The organism is Mycolicibacterium canariasense, from assembly GCF_002101555.1.
Classification (GTDB): domain Bacteria; phylum Actinomycetota; class Actinomycetes; order Mycobacteriales; family Mycobacteriaceae; genus Mycobacterium; species Mycobacterium canariasense.
The window spans coordinates 76,017-91,725 of sequence record NZ_LQOL01000045.1; the positions used below are offsets into that span (position 1 = coordinate 76,017).

14 protein-coding genes are annotated in these 15,709 nt (G+C 65.2%); 8 read left to right on the plus strand and 6 right to left on the minus strand.

What is annotated here, in order from left to right:
- Positions 1-59: 59 nt before the first annotated feature.
- Genes AWB94_RS11490 through AWB94_RS36190 form a run of 3 tightly spaced genes read right to left on the minus strand, consistent with a single transcriptional unit; the run spans position 60 to position 1,580 of the window.
- Positions 60-821, minus strand: a complete 762-nt coding sequence (locus AWB94_RS11490) for an SDR family NAD(P)-dependent oxidoreductase (protein WP_062659091.1) — start codon at positions 819-821, stop codon at positions 60-62.
- Entirely contained in the window at positions 818-1,174 is a 357-nt protein-coding gene (locus tag AWB94_RS35785; protein ID WP_234811710.1) for a hypothetical protein, read from the minus strand. Before AWB94_RS35785 ends, AWB94_RS11490 begins: the two co-directional genes overlap by 4 nt.
- Positions 1,089-1,580: a TetR/AcrR family transcriptional regulator gene (locus AWB94_RS36190; RefSeq protein WP_337349930.1), complete on the minus strand. Its 492-nt coding sequence runs from the start codon at positions 1,578-1,580 to the stop codon at positions 1,089-1,091. Before AWB94_RS36190 ends, AWB94_RS35785 begins: the two co-directional genes overlap by 86 nt.
- Positions 1,581-1,797: 217 nt before the next feature.
- Here AWB94_RS36190 and AWB94_RS11500 point away from each other — a divergent pair, with 217 nt between their 5' ends.
- From AWB94_RS11500 to AWB94_RS11530, 7 genes are read left to right on the plus strand one after another with little or no spacing between them, the layout of a single operon-like run.
- The gene (locus AWB94_RS11500) at positions 1,798-2,985 is read left to right on the plus strand and encodes an LLM class flavin-dependent oxidoreductase (RefSeq protein WP_234811711.1); all 1,188 of its coding nucleotides are present in this window, start codon (positions 1,798-1,800) and stop codon (positions 2,983-2,985) included.
- Complete coding sequence (locus AWB94_RS11505) at positions 2,985-3,842, plus strand: enoyl-CoA hydratase-related protein (protein WP_062659090.1); 858 nt, start codon at positions 2,985-2,987, stop codon at positions 3,840-3,842. The genes AWB94_RS11500 and AWB94_RS11505 overlap by 1 nt, the downstream gene beginning before the upstream one ends.
- Complete coding sequence (locus tag AWB94_RS11510; protein ID WP_062659089.1) at positions 3,839-4,645, plus strand: enoyl-CoA hydratase/isomerase family protein; 807 nt, start codon at positions 3,839-3,841, stop codon at positions 4,643-4,645. The genes AWB94_RS11505 and AWB94_RS11510 overlap by 4 nt, the downstream gene beginning before the upstream one ends.
- A 33-nt stretch (positions 4,646-4,678) precedes the next feature.
- The gene (locus AWB94_RS11515) at positions 4,679-6,589 is read left to right on the plus strand and encodes an AMP-dependent synthetase/ligase (RefSeq protein ID WP_062659088.1); all 1,911 of its coding nucleotides are present in this window, start codon (positions 4,679-4,681) and stop codon (positions 6,587-6,589) included.
- 46 nt (positions 6,590-6,635) lie between these two features.
- Positions 6,636-7,430 (plus strand): creatininase family protein, encoded by a 795-nt coding sequence (locus AWB94_RS11520; RefSeq protein WP_234811712.1) that lies wholly within the window; start codon positions 6,636-6,638, stop codon positions 7,428-7,430.
- Positions 7,427-7,951, plus strand: a complete 525-nt coding sequence (locus tag AWB94_RS11525) for a flavin reductase family protein (protein ID WP_062659087.1) — start codon at positions 7,427-7,429, stop codon at positions 7,949-7,951. The genes AWB94_RS11520 and AWB94_RS11525 overlap by 4 nt, the downstream gene beginning before the upstream one ends.
- Positions 7,935-9,350 (plus strand): MmgE/PrpD family protein, encoded by a 1,416-nt coding sequence (locus tag AWB94_RS11530; RefSeq protein WP_062659086.1) that lies wholly within the window; start codon positions 7,935-7,937, stop codon positions 9,348-9,350. The genes AWB94_RS11525 and AWB94_RS11530 overlap by 17 nt, the downstream gene beginning before the upstream one ends.
- Before the next feature lie 13 nt (positions 9,351-9,363).
- Here the strand turns inward: AWB94_RS11530 and AWB94_RS11535 are convergent, their stop codons facing one another.
- Positions 9,364-11,253 (minus strand): AMP-dependent synthetase/ligase, encoded by a 1,890-nt coding sequence (locus AWB94_RS11535; RefSeq protein ID WP_062659085.1) that lies wholly within the window; start codon positions 11,251-11,253, stop codon positions 9,364-9,366.
- A gap of 292 nt (positions 11,254-11,545) precedes the next feature.
- Here AWB94_RS11535 and AWB94_RS11540 point away from each other — a divergent pair, with 292 nt between their 5' ends.
- Positions 11,546-12,139, plus strand: coding sequence for a TetR/AcrR family transcriptional regulator (locus tag AWB94_RS11540; RefSeq protein WP_062659166.1), 594 nt, complete (start codon positions 11,546-11,548; stop codon positions 12,137-12,139).
- A gap of 7 nt (positions 12,140-12,146) precedes the next feature.
- Here the strand turns inward: AWB94_RS11540 and AWB94_RS11545 are convergent, their stop codons facing one another.
- Both AWB94_RS11545 and AWB94_RS11550 read right to left on the minus strand, forming a co-directional pair.
- Positions 12,147-13,271, minus strand: a complete 1,125-nt coding sequence (locus tag AWB94_RS11545; protein WP_062659084.1) for a 2-oxo acid dehydrogenase subunit E2 — start codon at positions 13,269-13,271, stop codon at positions 12,147-12,149.
- Position 13,272: 1 nt separating this feature from the next.
- Positions 13,273-15,612 (minus strand): thiamine pyrophosphate-binding protein, encoded by a 2,340-nt coding sequence (locus tag AWB94_RS11550; protein ID WP_062659083.1) that lies wholly within the window; start codon positions 15,610-15,612, stop codon positions 13,273-13,275.
- Between the last annotated feature and the right edge of the window lie 97 nt (positions 15,613-15,709).

The following is a 15,709-nucleotide window of genomic DNA, read 5'->3' on the forward strand; positions in this document are numbered from 1 at the left end:
TCCGGTCCACCGGATCACGGGCGGTCGTATCTGCCGATGTTCGATCTTCGCCCACACCGTCAGGTGATGGTCAGCCCACCGTCGACGACGAGTGTCTGCCCGGTGACGTAACCACCGGCGGCCGACGCCAGCCACACGGCGGTCGCCGCCAGTTCGACCGGGTCGCCGGTGCGGCCGAGGATGACCCGTGCCAGCTGGGTGTCGAGATAGCCGGGCTTGTAGGCATCGGTCATCTCCGATTCGAAGAAACCGGGTGCCAATGAGTTGACGCGGATACCCTTGCGAGATCCCCACTGCTGAGCGAGGTCTCGGGTCAAACCGATCACCGCGGCCTTCGATGCGGAATACGCTGCCTGCGGTAGTCCGGCGGTGGTGATGCCGAGGACGCTGGCGATGTTGATCACCGATGAACCAGGCTGCATGACCCGACCGCAGGCCTGTGCCATCCAGTAGGACCCGTTCAGGTTGATGTCGACCACCTGACGAAACTCGTCGGGAGTCTCGCGGGTGGCCGGCACCGCGGTGCCCACACCGGCGTTGTTGATCAACACGTCAACCTTGCCGAACTCGGCAACGGTGGCGTCCACCAGATACTGGCAGGAAGCAGGGTCGGCGACATCAGTACCCACGGGCAACGCCCGGCGGCCGGCTGCGGACACCAGCTCTGCTGTGCGGGTGAGCTTTTCGGTCCGGCGTGCACCGAGTGCGACATCGGCCCCGGCTTCGGCGAATGCCTGCGCGAAGGCCACCCCGAGGCCCGATGAGGCACCGGTCACGATGACAACTTTGCCGTCGAGTCGGAACAGATCGAGAACACTCACGATATCTCCTGCGGTTCGTGGAGGCCGGCTCCCGTTTTGTCGGACCGGCAGCCGCCGGTACCGGTCGGTATGGGGCCGGTCAGGGCATGCATCGCCGCGGTCGACATCGTCGCCACGATCTCTTGTCGGTCCAGTCCCTTGTTGAGGGTCGCCACCGAGTTGAGCATGGCGAACACCGCCTGCGTCAACATCCGAGCCTGCGGTTCCGACAGCTCGGATCGCAGCTGTTGCACAACCAGAACCCACTCCTGCGCATACTGATTCATCTCACGGCGGATCCGTCGTCGATCGATATCGGGAAGCGCGTGCTCGTTCTTCAGGAATATGAGCGTCCTCGGCGGATCGGCGATCACGGACCTCAGGTGGAATTCGACCATCGTCGCCAGCGCGGCACGGGGATCGGGTTCTTCGTCCACGGTGGCCCTGGCGAACCGAATGAAGCGCCTGCAGACCCTCTTCGACCACCGCGATGAGCAACGCCTGCTTGTTCTGAAAGTGGCGGTACAGGCCCGGGCCGGAGATCCCCGCCGCGGTGGCAACCATGCCGACCGTCACCGAGTCGTACGGGTGATGCAAGAACAGATCGGCGGCGGCATCGAGGAGCAGTTTCCGTCGCGCACCACGGGGCTGCGGTGCACTCTCCCGCGCGACCGCGGGCTCTGCACCCGCAGCTTCTGCCGCCATCACCGCCATGAGTGCCCACCCTACCTCGGTCCGATTGACATATACCGCAACGGTCGACACGGCGTCGGCTCCCATCGTCGCGCATGTCGTTACGACACTAGGGAGATCATTAACATCTATACAGGATGCACGACGCACCCGCGACCGGACTTCAACGGACGGTAAATAGTCGCTTCTACAAGCCAATTGGCGTTGACAACCCCTCGGATACCTTGACAGCTGCCCGCCATCGCCCTACGTTAATGATCATTCACATCGAAGGAGGATGAAGAGAACCGTGAGATTCATATTCATGAGCGAGGGCGAGACAGCCCCCGGCGCCTCGTACGAGCACCGCTATCGCGAACTCATCGACGAAGTGCTCCTGGCAGAGGAGGTGGGGTTCGACGCGTTCGGTACCTCGGAACAGCATCTGGCCATCGGTACCGCCACGACGTCCGCGCCCGAGGTTCTGTATCCGTACCTGATGGCCCTGACGAGCAGGATTCGGTTCGTTCACCTGGTCACCTTGCTTCCCACCCGGATCAACCACGCCATCCGCGTCGCCGAGCGGTTGGCCACCGAGGACGTGCTATCCCACGGTCGGGTCGAACTCGGTGTCGGGCGGGGCAACACCACGCTCGCGTTGCGTGCTTTCGAGGTGTCCCCAGCGGAGAACAAGTCGCAGCAGCTCGAGGGAATCGAAGTCATCCGTCGGGCGCTGCACAATGACGTCTTCTCGTTCGTCGGCGAGCACTACAAGATTCCACCCCGCAGCCTCGTCCCCAGAAGCATCCAAACGCCCTATCCCCCCATCCACATGGCGACCGGGAGCCCCGAATCTGTGCGAGCGGCAGCCGAACTCGGCGTCGGCGCGATCGTGGGCGGCTTCTACCTGGGCTTCGATTTCGTGGAGAACATGATCCGCCACTACGACGATGCACTGGCTACGGCAACGCACACCTATCCGGTACAAGCCGAGCGACTGGTGGCGATCGGCGGTGGCATGCACTGCGCGGAAACCCGCGACGAAGCCCGTGCTTGGGCCCGGAGCCTCAAAGAGACGGTTGGGCTGTCCACCGACGCCTACGAGCGACTGTCGAAGCTGTCCAGCGACTACCAGTACATGGGTGCGGTGAAACATCTGGACTTCGACGACGAACGTTACATGTTCGAAGACTCGTCCGGTTTCATCGTCGGCGACCCCGACGATTGCATCGCGCAGGTCCAGCGCTTCGCCGATCTGGGAGCCGATTCCCTGGTCATGCGGATCGACGGCCTACCGCACAAGGAGCTCATGAAGTCGATCGAACTCTTCGGCAAGTACGTCATCCCGAAGTTCAAGAATCCACGTGGAGTCGCACGCACTCCGGAAGCCATTCTGGCCGATATCCGCGCCGCCCGTCCCGCGCACTATGGCGAACGAGAAGCCTTTGAGGAGAACATGAACCACAAACGGCCAGCAGTCAGTGGCGTCGGCGCGAGCGCAGGTGAGTCGTGATGAGCAACCGCAACGGCAACGACATCTTCGCGCGCTACCCGGAAGAGTTCCTCATCGAACGTAAGCCCAACGGCGTGCTCTTGGTGACCCTCAACCGGCCGGAGCACCTGAACGCACTGACCATGCCGATGTTCGACATGATGGGTGACCTGCTGGCCGACATCGACCGCGACCCGCAGACCCGGGTCGCGGTCATCACCGGTGCCGGCCGCGGCTTCTGTACGGGCATGGATGTCGCACAACCCGATCCATCGTTGGAAGAAGCGATCGCGCTCATGGAGACCGAACGCAAACGCATCATGACGACGCTGACCATGGACAAGCCGATCATCTCGGCGATCAACGGACCGGCCGTCGGTTGGGGTCTGTCACTGGGATTGCTCGCCGACATCAGCATCGCGGCCGAAGACGCTGTCCTCATGGACGGCCATACCCGTGTCGGCGTGGTCGCCGGAGACCACTCATCACTCATCTGGCCGCTGCTGGTCGGTATGGCGAAGGCCAAGTACTACCAGTTGACCTCGGCACGCATGACGGGAATCGAGGCCGAACGCATCGGACTGGTCAGTCTGGTGGAGCCCCGAGACAAGGTACTCGAACGGGCGCTGGCGATCGCCGACGATCTCGCACTGGGCTCGCAACGCGCCATCCAGTGGACCAAGCGATCGCTCAACACCGGCTGGCTGACCAATGCGCTCCCGCAGCAGGAGCTCTCGGCCGCTCTGGAAACCCTCAATTTCGCCGGCGCCGACTATCTCGAGGCTCGGCAAGCCTTCCGAGAGAAGCGCCCGACACGCTTTCCCTCCGCACACGGCGATCATGCCGCACCGTCACGGGAAACAGTCGGCAAGGCATGACCGAGACCGCCACCGGCGCCCTCCCCGGACTGACCTGGGCCGACCATTCCGGGGTCCTGGTCGCCACCATGGACCGACCGCCCGCCAACGCGTTGAATCACAGCCTCGTGGCCAGCTTGTGCACGTTCTTCACCGAGTTGGCTGCCCAAGACGTGCCTGCACCGGTGGTACTCACCGGTGCAGGTACCCGCTTCTTCACCGCCGGTGGTGACATCAAAGAACTGGAAGGAACGGGGCCGGCGGAGATCGAAGGAAGGATGCGCAACTTTCACGCAGTGCTCGTCGCGCTGGATCGTTTCCCGCGGCCACTGGTCGCCGCCATCAACGGGCATTGCGTCGGGGGCGGCATGGAACTTGCGCTGTTCGCCGACACCGTCCTGGCGGTCCCGAACGCCAGGTTCGGTTTCCCCGAGATCAACCACGGTCTACTGCCGGCCGACAAGGGCATCCAGCGAGCCGAGCGCGTCATCGGCGCCCGCGCCGTCCGGTCGATGGTGTTGTCCGGGGACCTGTTCTCGGCAGCGGAGGCCGTCAGGATCGGATTGGTGGAACGCCTCGAGGAGCCCGACGCCTTGCTTGCTTCGGCCATCACTGTGGCGCGCACCGCAGGCGCCAAGGCTCCGGTTCTGTTCGGCGCGCTCAAACGCAGCGTCAACGACCCCGACGACGCCCGCGATGAACGGTCGTTGACCAACACGATCGCCGCCGCGAACGCCTACTTCGAGGATCCGGTCGCCGCAGGACTACGCGTCGGGTGGAGTCGGGACAGGGTGTCCACGAGCCGCCAATCGACAGACCGCTAATACCAACGAGTTCGCCGAGGACGAAGGCAGACAATGGTCTCAGAGAGAACTTTCCGGACAACCACGCCGAACGACAACAGCGCCGGTACAGTCCCTGTCCTGCAGAGTATCCACAACTTCGAGGCGTCCCCCCGAACGTTCGGCCAACTGCTGGTCGATCGGGCCGCGCACGAACCCGATACCGTCGCGTTCGCTTCATGGCTGGACGGCGTCGCACGTCCGACGACGTGGGGCGAGTACCTCACCGAGGTCCAGCAGATCGCGGTCGGACTATACGAACTCGGCGTCCGGGCCGGGGACCGAGTCGCTGTCATCTCCGCAACCCGCCGCGAATGGGTCATCGCCGCGCTGGCGATCCACAGCCTCGACGCGGTGCTCGTGGGTGTCTACCCGACCAGCTCGGTCCCCGAACTGGCCCGAGTGCTCCAGATCAGCGAAGCGACGGCGATCTTTGCCGAGACCGAATCGGATCTGCGCAAAGTTGCTGCGGCGGCACGAGATTCACCACACCTGCGCATCGCAATCGGAATCGAGTCCACCCCGGCCGGACTTCCCGCCACCGTACAAGCAACGGACTGGCACGCGTTGCAGCGAGTGGGATGGGCACGCTCGGCCGCCGAGCCGGGTCTGTTCGGTGTTCTCGTCGCGGGCGGCGACATCGACCATCCGGCGGTGCTGTTCTGGACGTCGGGTTCCACCGGAGACCCCAAAGCGGTGATCCACACCCATCGTTCGCTGCAGTACTCGGTGCTGGCATTCGCAATGGCGTATCCGGACATCGGCCGGGTACAGCACGACGCCGTTGCGTTCCTGGGGCTCTCACACGTGGCGCCGGCGCTGGTCAACGTATTCGTGCCGATCATGACGAGGCTCGTCGTCACCTACTGCACGATGGACGAACGCTTGGCGGTGCTCAGCGCGGTTCGGCCCACCGCGATCGTCTGGCCGCCACGCATGTACGAGAAACTCGCCGGTGAATTGCTGGAACAGCTCCGGCGGTCCGGGCCGCTGTTCCGAGCGCGTTACGCGGCGGCCATGACGGTCGCCCGCGTCGTCTGTGCCCGCCGCTGGGAAAATCGGGCGCTGTCCCGTCCCCTCGAAATGTTGTACCGCAGCTGTATACGAACGGTCTTCACGCCGCTGCGGGCGACATACGGGATGGACCGCATCGCCGTCAGTTGGACCTCATCGGGAGCCATGACACCCGAACTCGCCGCATTGTGGCAGATGTGGGGTGTCGACCTCCGCGAGATGTACGGGACGACCGAGACCTGCGGGCCCGTCCTCGTGCAATGGGAAAGATCCTTCTACCCGCCGGGCACCGTCGGCAAATCGCTGCCCGATCCGCGCTGGTCGGTCCGGGTCAGTGACGACGGCGAGCTGCAGGTCAACGGCCCTTGTCTGTTCACCGGTTACTGGCGAGATCCCATGGCCGCCGAGCCGCCTCCGGCGGATGTTTGGTACGGCACCGGGGATCTGGTCGAGATCCGTCCCGACGGGGAGGTTGCGATCATCGGCCGCATCAAGGACGTCCTGAAGACCAGCGGCGGAAAATCAGTCAGTCCACAGCCCATCGAGGTGCGGCTGAAGGCCAGCCCGTTGATCGATGAGGCGATCGTGGTGGGTGAAGGCCGCAAGTACCTCACGGTTCTGCTCAGCATCAGCGACGATGCCAGGTCGTTGCCGGCGCCGGAGCAGCGCGCGGCGTTGAACGCGTGGGTCCAAGAGGTGAACGCGGAACTGGCCCGGCCGTTGCAGCTCAAGGACTTCCGCGTGCTGCCGCGCGCCCTGTCGGCCGAGCTCGGCGAGCTCACGTTGAAATCGACCATCAGGCGCGGGGTCGTCCTCGCCTCGTTCGCCGATCTCGTCGACGAGATGTACACGGCGCGCGAACAGGACCAGATCTCGAGTCAAGCGCGCCTGTCGGGGCGAAGCAATGGGTGAGTCGGCGTCGGTGACCTCCACCCGTCACGAAGTGCGGATCGAGCGGATGACCACCAGTGAAGTGGCGGCAGCGGTCGAACAGGGAGCAAGCACTGCGATCCTGCCCTTGGCAGCGGTGGAGCAGCACGGTCCACATCTGCCGCTGTCGATGGACGCCGATCACGCCGACGAGCTGGCGATCCGGGTGGCCCGCGAGCTCGGTGATGCTCTGGTACTGCCGACGGTCCGGGTCGGGTACTCACCACATCACCTCGGCTTCCCCGGAACCCTGTCGCTACGCGCCTCGACCTTGGAAGCCATCTGTGCGGACTACGGCGCGAGCTTGGCGGATTCGGGTTTCAGCACCCTGGTGCTTTTCTCCGGGCACATCGGGAACTATCCGGTGATGCGCGAATTCGAGGCTCGTCTGGCCGCCGAACTGGCACCGCTCTCGGTGATCGTCTTCACCGGCAGCCAGGCGATCCTCGACGCGTGGCGTGCCGCGGCAGAGCAATCCGGACATGGCGCCGGCGTCGGCGGTCATGCCGATATCGCCGAGACGTCGGTCATGCTCGCGCTGCACCCCGAACGCGTGCGCGTCGATCGACTGGTCCCCGGATACCAGGTCGAAATCGACGATGACTTCCTCGCCCGCGTGCTGAGCGAGGGCCTCAAGGCGTTCTCCCCCAACGGCATTCTCGGTAATCCCGTCGGAGCCACCACCTCGATCGGCCATGCCTGCCTGGATGCGGTCACCGGGCTGATCACCGACTACGTCCGCAGCCGGGCGGCGTCGGTTCGACCCTTGAGGCAGTCCCCGCCCGAGCATGTCCAGGCATCCCGTGAGGAAGACCAAACATGAACACGTTCACCGCAATCAGTTCCGGAGATGCCGTCCACGACATGTCTCGGCTGCGCAGGCTGTACGGCCGCTACCCGACCGGCGTGGCCGCAGTCTGCGCTTTCCGCGACGGTCAACCGGTGGGAATCGTGGCCACCTCATTCACCCCGGTGTCCATGGAGCCCGCCTTGGTATCGATTTGCGTACAGCACACATCGACCACGTGGCCCCAGCTGTCGCGAGCGGATCGTGTCGGAATCTCGGTGCTCGCCGAGGGGCACGCGCAGCTGTCTCGTCAGCTGGCTGCCAAGAACGCCGATCGCTTCGCCGGGCTGACCTGGTTCACCAGCGACTCCTCCGCGGTCTTCCTCGCTGACGCGGCCGCGTGGCTCGACTGCCGGATCAACACGTCGATCACGGCAGGCGATCACGACGTCGTGCTGATGGAGGTCATCAGCGCCGCCGACGATGAAACCGTATCGCCACTGATCTTCCACGACAGCCGCTTCCGAACGATGCTCACCGATGACAAGTCCGAGTGAGCTTCGACTGCCCGCCGCGCACCCGCCCCGTGCGAACGGACCAGCCTGGAAGATAGCGGAAGCCGCCGCCGATCCTGCCGCGGTGTCGAACGAGATCAGAGCCATGGTGATCAACCGCATCATCGACAATGCCGCGGTCGCCGCCGCCGCTGCGCGCCGGCACTCTGTTGCGCTCGCGCGTGCCCAGGCCCGGCCACACCGGAGGACGCCAGGTGCCGCGATCTTCGGTATCCAAGGCGCCTACTCCGCCGAATGGGCCGCCCTCGCCAACAGTGTCGCGGTCCAGGATCTCGAACTGCACGACGTGTTTCCAGCCGCCGAGGACGCCCATCCCGGCGCCGCCATTCCCGCCCTCACCGCGGTCGCTCAGCAGGCCGGGCTACGCGGCGCCGATCTGGTCAACGGGATCGCGACCGCCTACGACGTGCACCTCGCGCTGGCTCAGCAGACCCATTCCCGGCAACAGGTGGTCGGTCATCCCGGACCTCTGAGCACCGCGGTGACGGCGGGCCTGGGAGCCATGCTCCGGCTGTCCCCCGCGACGATCTACACCGCCCTTACGCATACGGTGCAGCTGACCGCCCGTGGCCGCAACGGCTATGCGGCCGCCTACGCCGGGAAGGTGGCCATCGAAGCTGTGGACCGCGCCGTCCACGGCGAACGCTACCCGGACCCACCCGAAGGTCACGGGCACGACTGGCCGCTGACCGACCGTGACTGCCGGACCCGACTACCGGAACCAGGTGAACCGAGAACGGCCATCCTGAACAGTTGCCCCAGAAGACATCCCGCCGCCTACTCCGTCCAAGCCTGGATCGATCTGGCCTTGAAAATGCGAGACCGGATCGGCCGGGTCGAGACCATCGACTCCATCGTCCTGCACACCCGGCAGGACACCGACCCGATGGCCGTACCCGGGGATTCACGCCTGTCCGATCACCAGGAGTCACGGGATGTACTCGCTCACTCGGTGGCCTACCTGTTCGCCGTCGCGCTACAGGACGGAGCAGTACATCACGAACAGTCCTACACATCGGAGCGAGCGCAGCGAGCCGACACGGTAGACCTTCGCCGACAGATCTCTTTCGCCGAGAATGCGGCCGAGCGAACGCTGGGTGCACGAGCGACGATCACGATGAAGTCCGGTGCGGTGATCGACGACGAACTCGCCGTACCCTACGCACATCCGCGGGGCGCGCACCCCTTCCGGCGCAACGATTACGTCGCGAAGTTCACCGAACTGGCCGATGGGATCATCGACAGGCGCGAGCAGCAGCGCTTCCTGGACGTGGCCACCTGCCTGGTCGACCTGAAGCGGGGAACGCTGGGCATGCTGAATCCCTTGATCAGCCAGCACATCCTGGATGACGCGCCCAGCACGCACGGGATCTTCGCCTGATCCCACCGATAACCTACCGCTTCCGGTTCGGCCCCGTGTAGCGCGCCTCGCGCGCGATCGCGTCGAGGTCGTCGGCGTCATACATATCGTCGACGAGATCGGCGAACGCGGCCAGGACGGCGGCCCGCCGGATGGTGCCCTTGGCCGTGAGTTCGCCGGCCGCCGCCGACAGCGCGCGTGGAAGGACCCGGTATTTCTTGAGCTGATGGGGGCGTGACAACTCGGCGTTCACCTCGCTCAGCCACGCGCCCAGCGCGTCGTCACGGTCCCGTGCCGTCAGACTCGTCGCCGCGTGGCTCAACCCCAACAACACGCAGAGGTACTTTCGCCCGTCGCCCACGACGATTGCCTCGTCGATGAACGGACTGGCCTTGAGACGCAGTTCGATCGGTTGCGGATTCACCATCTTGCCGCCGCTGGTCTTCAGGACATCCTTCAGCCGGCCGATGATCGTCACTTCACCGTCGGCTGCGAGCTGCACCAGATCTCCGGTGCGGTACCAACCGTCCGACATGGCCGCCGCAGACGCCTCGGGGTTGTCCCAATAGCCGACGAACAGCGACGGACTGCGTAGCTGAAGCTCACCCTCTCCGGAAACCCGCAACTCCCACCGCGGATCCGGCAGGCACTTTCCGATGGTGCCGGGCGCAGGAAAGGACCGGTCCCATTGCGCCACCACCGATCCGCAGGTTTCGGTGGTGCCGAACAGCTCTCGGAGATCGAGGCCCCACATGTGCCACAGCGCGGCGACATCGGGGGTCATGCTTCCCGATGCCGTCCAGGTCACCTGCATGCGATCCATGCCCACCTTGGCCAACAGCGGGGCGAACACCGTTCTGCGGGCCACTGCGTCGGCGGTCCGGAGATACCAGGGCAGCGGGCGTTGCTGCCAGCGCCGTGCACTGACCGGCCGGGCCACCGACATCGCCAGGCGGTAACTCCATCGGAACGCCTTTCCCGACGTGGACAGTGCCTGCAGCGCCTCGGCGGCCAACTTCTCGTGCATGCGCGGGGGCCACAGCACCGCGGTGGGCCGTACGCCGATGAGTGCCGTGAGCCGTTCCTCGATGCTGCAGTGGGTGATGACCAGTCGGGTCATGATCGGCGTATACACCGCGATGAGCGCCGGCGCGACGTGTGACAACCCGAGAAAGCCGACGAGATCGTGACGAGTGCGCCCGAGCTCGGGATAAGACATGGCGAACCCGAGCACGGAGTACTGAATGGTCCGGTGGGTGTGCGTGACCCCTTTGGGTGCACCCGTAGACCCCGAGGTGTAGAACAGCCCCGCCGGTTGATCGACATCACCGGCCTCGACCAGCCTCTCGAAGAGCGTCGGGTCTGCGGCAGCCAACCGGCGGCCGTCGGTGCGCAGCTGCTGCCAGGTGCGCACGTCGACACCGTCGGCTGCGACCGTCGGGCTCGTTGCCAGCCCGACGGCGATCCGGAGTTGCTCGAGGTCGGCGCTCAGCACCGCCACGTTGTCCGCATCGTCCGCGGTTTCGACGAAAATCGCGGTGGCCCCGCTGTTTTTCAGGACGTGCCGAACCTCTGGGCCCGAACTGGTCTGGTGGACACCGACCGGGATGCCTCCGACGCTCAGGACGGCCAGCGCGGCGATCACCCATTCGGGGCGGGGCCCGGCCAGGATCGCCACGCGGTCACCGGCAACCACACCCAACCCGTGCAGACCGAGCGCAATCGCGCGGACTTCGTCGAGATAGGCTCGCCAGGTGGTCGGCCGCATCGTGCCAGCGGCCCAGCTCTGGAAGGCGACGGTGTCCGGCTCGAAACGTTCCCGGTCGCAGAGCATCTGCGGAAAGGTCCGATCGACGGCCTCGAAGTCCGCCAGGGCCGAAAGCACCGGGCCACCACCACTTCTACCGGTACCCGACGGTGTCATAGCGGAATTCTCACCCTTCAGATCGGCTTCTCAGCGAGGTATTGACAGACGGCTTTGGTCAGCGCAGGTCGAGGCGCTCCGTCGATGGTCGGCAGTCGACTGTTCGACAACCGTCAGCACCGCCACGAAGTGAATATCGATTAACATAATCGCGCCGCTTGGTCGGTGTCAACGGATACCATCGCGCATTGATGTTAATATTCGATAACTGGGTACTTCGATTACGCCCGTTCGGGTGGTGCCGACCCGCGCACCATCGAGCGGCGCGGGCGAGCGGGATATCGTGACGAGCATGACTGAAGACCGACCATCCGCCAGAGGTTCTCGGCGAGAGCTCCTGTTGAAGGTCGCAGCCGAGCTTTTCCTGGAGCATCCCTATGACTCGGTCACCGTCGGGATGGTATGCGCGAAGGCAGGTATCTCGGCACCAGGCCTCTATCGTCACTTCCAGAACAAGCAGGCTCTGCTGATCGCCGTCGTGGAAAATCCCATCGGATCGCTGCACGAGTTCGCCCGCAAGGTTGCCGAGGAACAGGACGATCCGCACGCCGCGCTGACGGCGATGGTGGATTTCCACATCCGCAGTGTCGTGGAAGGGCCTCCGACCCCACTGATCTTCCTCAAGAACGAGTACGCACTTCCCGAGGCGGATCGACGACGAATCCGTCGTGCCATGAATCTCTATGCCGAAGAATGGATTTCGGTCGTGTCGGTCCTGCGCACCGATTTGTCGGACCCTGCGGTGCGGCTACTGACCCAGACCGTCTTCTCGATGCTCAACGCAGCAGCGACGCTACACAAGGGACTCGACCACGAGACGATCATCGCCACCATGTCCACCGCCGCCTATCACGCCTTGACCGAAACATCCCGCCCGCCAGGCTGATACGGGCTCATCGAGGAGAGCGCGCGCCGCCACCCGCTGGGACTGGTTCGTCCCCCGATATGCCCCTCGACCACGACTCCAATCGTGCCCGGACAGAGGTCAGGTAACGCGCCGCGTCTGCGCCGTCGATCAGTCGATGGTCGTAGGTCAGTGACAGGTACGCCATGGGCCGGATGCGGATGAGCAAGGCGCCATCGGTGTCATGTTCGGGCACAAGCCGTTCGGTCACAGCGCCCACGCCCAGGATTGCGGACTGGGGCTGGTTGATGATCGGGGTGTCGAACAATGCCCCTCGACTCCCCGTATTGGTGATGGTGAAGGTGCCACCGCTCAGATCGTCCGGCGCTATCGAGCCGTCGCGCACGGCCGCGGCCGCCGATGCGATGGCCGTCGCCATCTCGACGACACCCTGGTGCTGCGCGTCACGGATGACCGGCACCATGAGGCCCTTCGTGCTGTCCACCGCCATTCCCAGATGCACCGAGCCGTGGTAGGTCACCTCAGAACATTCGGAGTCCACCGTGGCGTTGATGATGGGGTGCTCGGCCAGCGCATCGACTGCCGCCACGGCTATGAAAGGCAAATAGGACAGCCGGGAACCGGTTCGCTCGTGAAACTGCTGTTTCATCTCCGCGCGCCGAATCGCCACCGACGTGAGGTCGGCTTCGACGACTGTGGTCAGTTGTGCTGCAGTGTGCAGTGATTCGACCATCCGGCGCGCAATCGTCCGGCGAATACGTGGCAGCTTCTCTACTCGGTCGGCGCTGGCACCGCCGTCCAGCCGAGCGGCCGGCGGCGGTTCTTCCGCGTCCGCGGGTATCGGTTGCGGGATGGGGTCCGCCGGCGGCGCCGACACCGGCGTAGCCGTGCGCGTCGGAGCCGCGATGCCGAGCGTCGCAACGACGGCGCCCACCGCCACGAGGGCATCCTCGGGTTCGACGATCTGCACCACGGTGCCGGCCGCGGGAGCCGGAATCTCGGTGTCGACCTTGTCGGTGGCGACCTCGAGCAACGGTTCGTCGAGTTCGACGGTATCGCCGACCGTCTTGAGCCATCTGGTGATGGTCGCCTCGGTGACGCCTTCACCAAGGCCGGGCAGGATCACCGAGATCTCATTTTCGGCAGGGGTCATGTCACACCGTCCCCACGAGATCGAGCGCGGCACCGACGATGCTGTCGGTGTCGATGCCGTGATACCGGTACACGTCCTCCAACGAGCCGACCTGACCAAATCTGCTGACGCCCAGCTGAATTCCCCGGACACCATTGACCGCGGGCAGAAAGGCCAGGGTGTGCGGGTGGCCGTCGAGGACGGTCAGCATCGGTGCCGCCCGACCGGCAGGGAAGAGCTGATCCAGAATCCACGTCGGTCCGTCGCCGCATCCCTGTCTGGCTTGCAACGCCTCGAACAGCAGACCCGGGCTGGTGACACAGACAACGTCGGCATCGACACCCTGCTGGGCGAGGCGGTCGGCCGCGGCCAGGGTCTCGGTCATCAGGGCTCCCATTCCGACCAAAGTCAGCGCCGGGTGTGCGGCGCGGCGCAGCACGTAGCCTCCGGCCAGCACATGGCGGCGGCGCCGCTCCCGTCCTGCTGCGTCCTGCGGGACCGCAGCCAGCGACTGGTCCACCGGTCGCGTGGACAATCGGATGTAAGCCGACGTGCCGTCGGGCCTGCCGAGACGGCCGATGCACGACAGCAGCGTCCATTCGACGTCGATGGCGAAAGCCGGCTCATAGCTGACGCAGCCCGGCTGTTCCAGGCCGATGGATGGCGTCTTGATGGACTGGTGGGCGCCGCCTTCTGCGGCCAACGTCACGCCCGACGGGGTGCCAACCAGAATCGACTGCCCGCCGGCATAGATGCCGTACGACCACGGTTCCAACGCGCGCTCGACGAACGGGTCGTACAGCACGCCGATGGGAAGCAGCGGTTGTCCCCACCGGCTCCAGGTGGCGCCGAGCTCCCCCATCAGCCCCACCAGATTGGTCTCGGCGATACCAAGTTCCATGTGCTGACCGCTCGGCCGTTCGCGCCAGTGCATGATGGTTTCGGGATCATCGTCGAACCAGTTGCGCCGCTCACTCGGCGACCAGACGCCGACCTTGTTCAGCCAACCGGCGAGGTTCGTCGTCGAGCTCACGTCCGGGCTGACGGTCACCACGCGCTTGGCAGCCTCCGGCGCCTGCCGGCTCAAATCGAGCAGAGCACGCCCCAACGCGGCTTGCGTGGTCGCGGTACCCGAAGGGGTGCGCCCGAAGTCACCGGGTATCGGCGGAGGGGTCATCATCTCCACCGGCTCGCGTTTGAGCCGCAGTGCCGTCTGCGCGCAGAGTCGCCCCGCCGGGCTGTCGGGATCGAATCGCGGCCAGGGCTGGTCGACGTTCACGCCGAGTTCGGCGGCCAGCTGTTCGTACTGCTCGGTGGTGAGCAACGACGAATGGTTCTGCGGATGCCCCTGAGTCGGCAGCCCTCGGCCCTTGATGGTGTAGGCGATGATCGCCGTGGGACGCGTGTCGTCGATCTGCCCGTACGCCGCACGCAGCGCGGAAAGATCGTGACCACCGAGATTGCGGATCGCTTGGAGCAAGTCGGCATCCTCCAACTCCGCCACCAGGGCGGTGATGGCCGGTGCCTCGGAACCCGATCCCGGTAGTCGCTGGCGGAGTTCGTCTGCGCTGCAACGCAGCAGACGCTGATACTCCGGATTGGGCATATCGAGAATCCTGTTGCGAAGCGCGGCACCGCCCGGGCGGGCGAACAGCGATTCCAGCAGGGCGCCGAACTTGACGGTGATGACCTGCCAGCCCGCCGCGGTGAACATGGCTTCCAAGCGTCCGGCGGCGATATTGGGCACCACTCGGTCCAGCGACTGCCTGTTGAGGTCGATGATCCAGACGATCTCGCCCAAGTCGGCCACCGACGGGTCCAGGATCGCCTCCCACACCGCACCTTCGTCCAGCTCCGCGTCGCCGACCAGCGAGTATTGCCTGCCCTTGCCGACGGTACCGATCTGTGTGTCGACGTATCGGCGCGCGATCGCACCCCAGATCGGCGCGGTGGCACCGATTCCCACCGATCCGGTCGAGTAATCGACCGGATCGGGGTCCTTGGTGCGGCTGGGGTAGGACTGCAAACCGCCGAATTCACGCAGCCTGGGCAGATAGGATGCGTCGAGTTCACCGATGAGGTAGTTGATCGCGTGCAGAACCGGCGAGGCGTGCGGTTTGACCGAGACCCGGTCTCCGGGCTGCAACTGTTCGAACCACAGCGACGTCATGATCGACACCATGGAAGCGCTGGACGCCTGGTGCCCACCGACCTTCATGCCGCTGGTGTTGGGTCGAACCCTGTTGGCGTGGTGAATGATCGCGGTCGACAACCAGAGGACCCGCTGTTCGATCTCGTGAAGCGGCGTCGGGGTCGTGTCGACATGGTGGGCGGTGTTGTGCACTGCGACGTGGCCGGGCATCGAGCATCCTTGTCGGTGAGCGAGGGGTGGAAACGGCGTCGCTGCACTGGACTCAGGTCGTGAGTCTGCGAACCTGCTCGTGCCGGAACCCCTGGAT

Excerpts from the sequence above, each read along its gene's own strand:
- AWB94_RS11500 (WP_234811711.1), top strand. The coding sequence starts at position 1,798 with ATGAGCGAGGGCGAGACAGCCCCCGGCGCCTCGTACGAGCACCGCTAT.
- AWB94_RS11545 (WP_062659084.1), bottom strand. The coding sequence starts at position 13,271 with ATGACCCCTGCCGAAAATGAGATCTCGGTGATCCTGCCCGGCCTTGGT.
- AWB94_RS11525 (WP_062659087.1), top strand. The coding sequence starts at position 7,427 with ATGAACACGTTCACCGCAATCAGTTCCGGAGATGCCGTCCACGACATG.
- AWB94_RS36190 (WP_337349930.1), bottom strand. The coding sequence starts at position 1,580 with ATGGGAGCCGACGCCGTGTCGACCGTTGCGGTATATGTCAATCGGACC.
- AWB94_RS11550 (WP_062659083.1), bottom strand. The coding sequence starts at position 15,612 with ATGCCCGGCCACGTCGCAGTGCACAACACCGCCCACCATGTCGACACG.
- AWB94_RS11510 (WP_062659089.1), top strand. The coding sequence starts at position 3,839 with ATGACCGAGACCGCCACCGGCGCCCTCCCCGGACTGACCTGGGCCGAC.
- AWB94_RS11515 (WP_062659088.1), top strand. The coding sequence starts at position 4,679 with ATGGTCTCAGAGAGAACTTTCCGGACAACCACGCCGAACGACAACAGC.
- AWB94_RS11535 (WP_062659085.1), bottom strand. The coding sequence starts at position 11,253 with ATGACACCGTCGGGTACCGGTAGAAGTGGTGGTGGCCCGGTGCTTTCG.
- AWB94_RS11540 (WP_062659166.1), top strand. The coding sequence starts at position 11,546 with ATGACTGAAGACCGACCATCCGCCAGAGGTTCTCGGCGAGAGCTCCTG.
- AWB94_RS11530 (WP_062659086.1), top strand. The coding sequence starts at position 7,935 with ATGACAAGTCCGAGTGAGCTTCGACTGCCCGCCGCGCACCCGCCCCGT.
- AWB94_RS11520 (WP_234811712.1), top strand. The coding sequence starts at position 6,636 with ATGACCACCAGTGAAGTGGCGGCAGCGGTCGAACAGGGAGCAAGCACT.
- AWB94_RS11505 (WP_062659090.1), top strand. The coding sequence starts at position 2,985 with ATGAGCAACCGCAACGGCAACGACATCTTCGCGCGCTACCCGGAAGAG.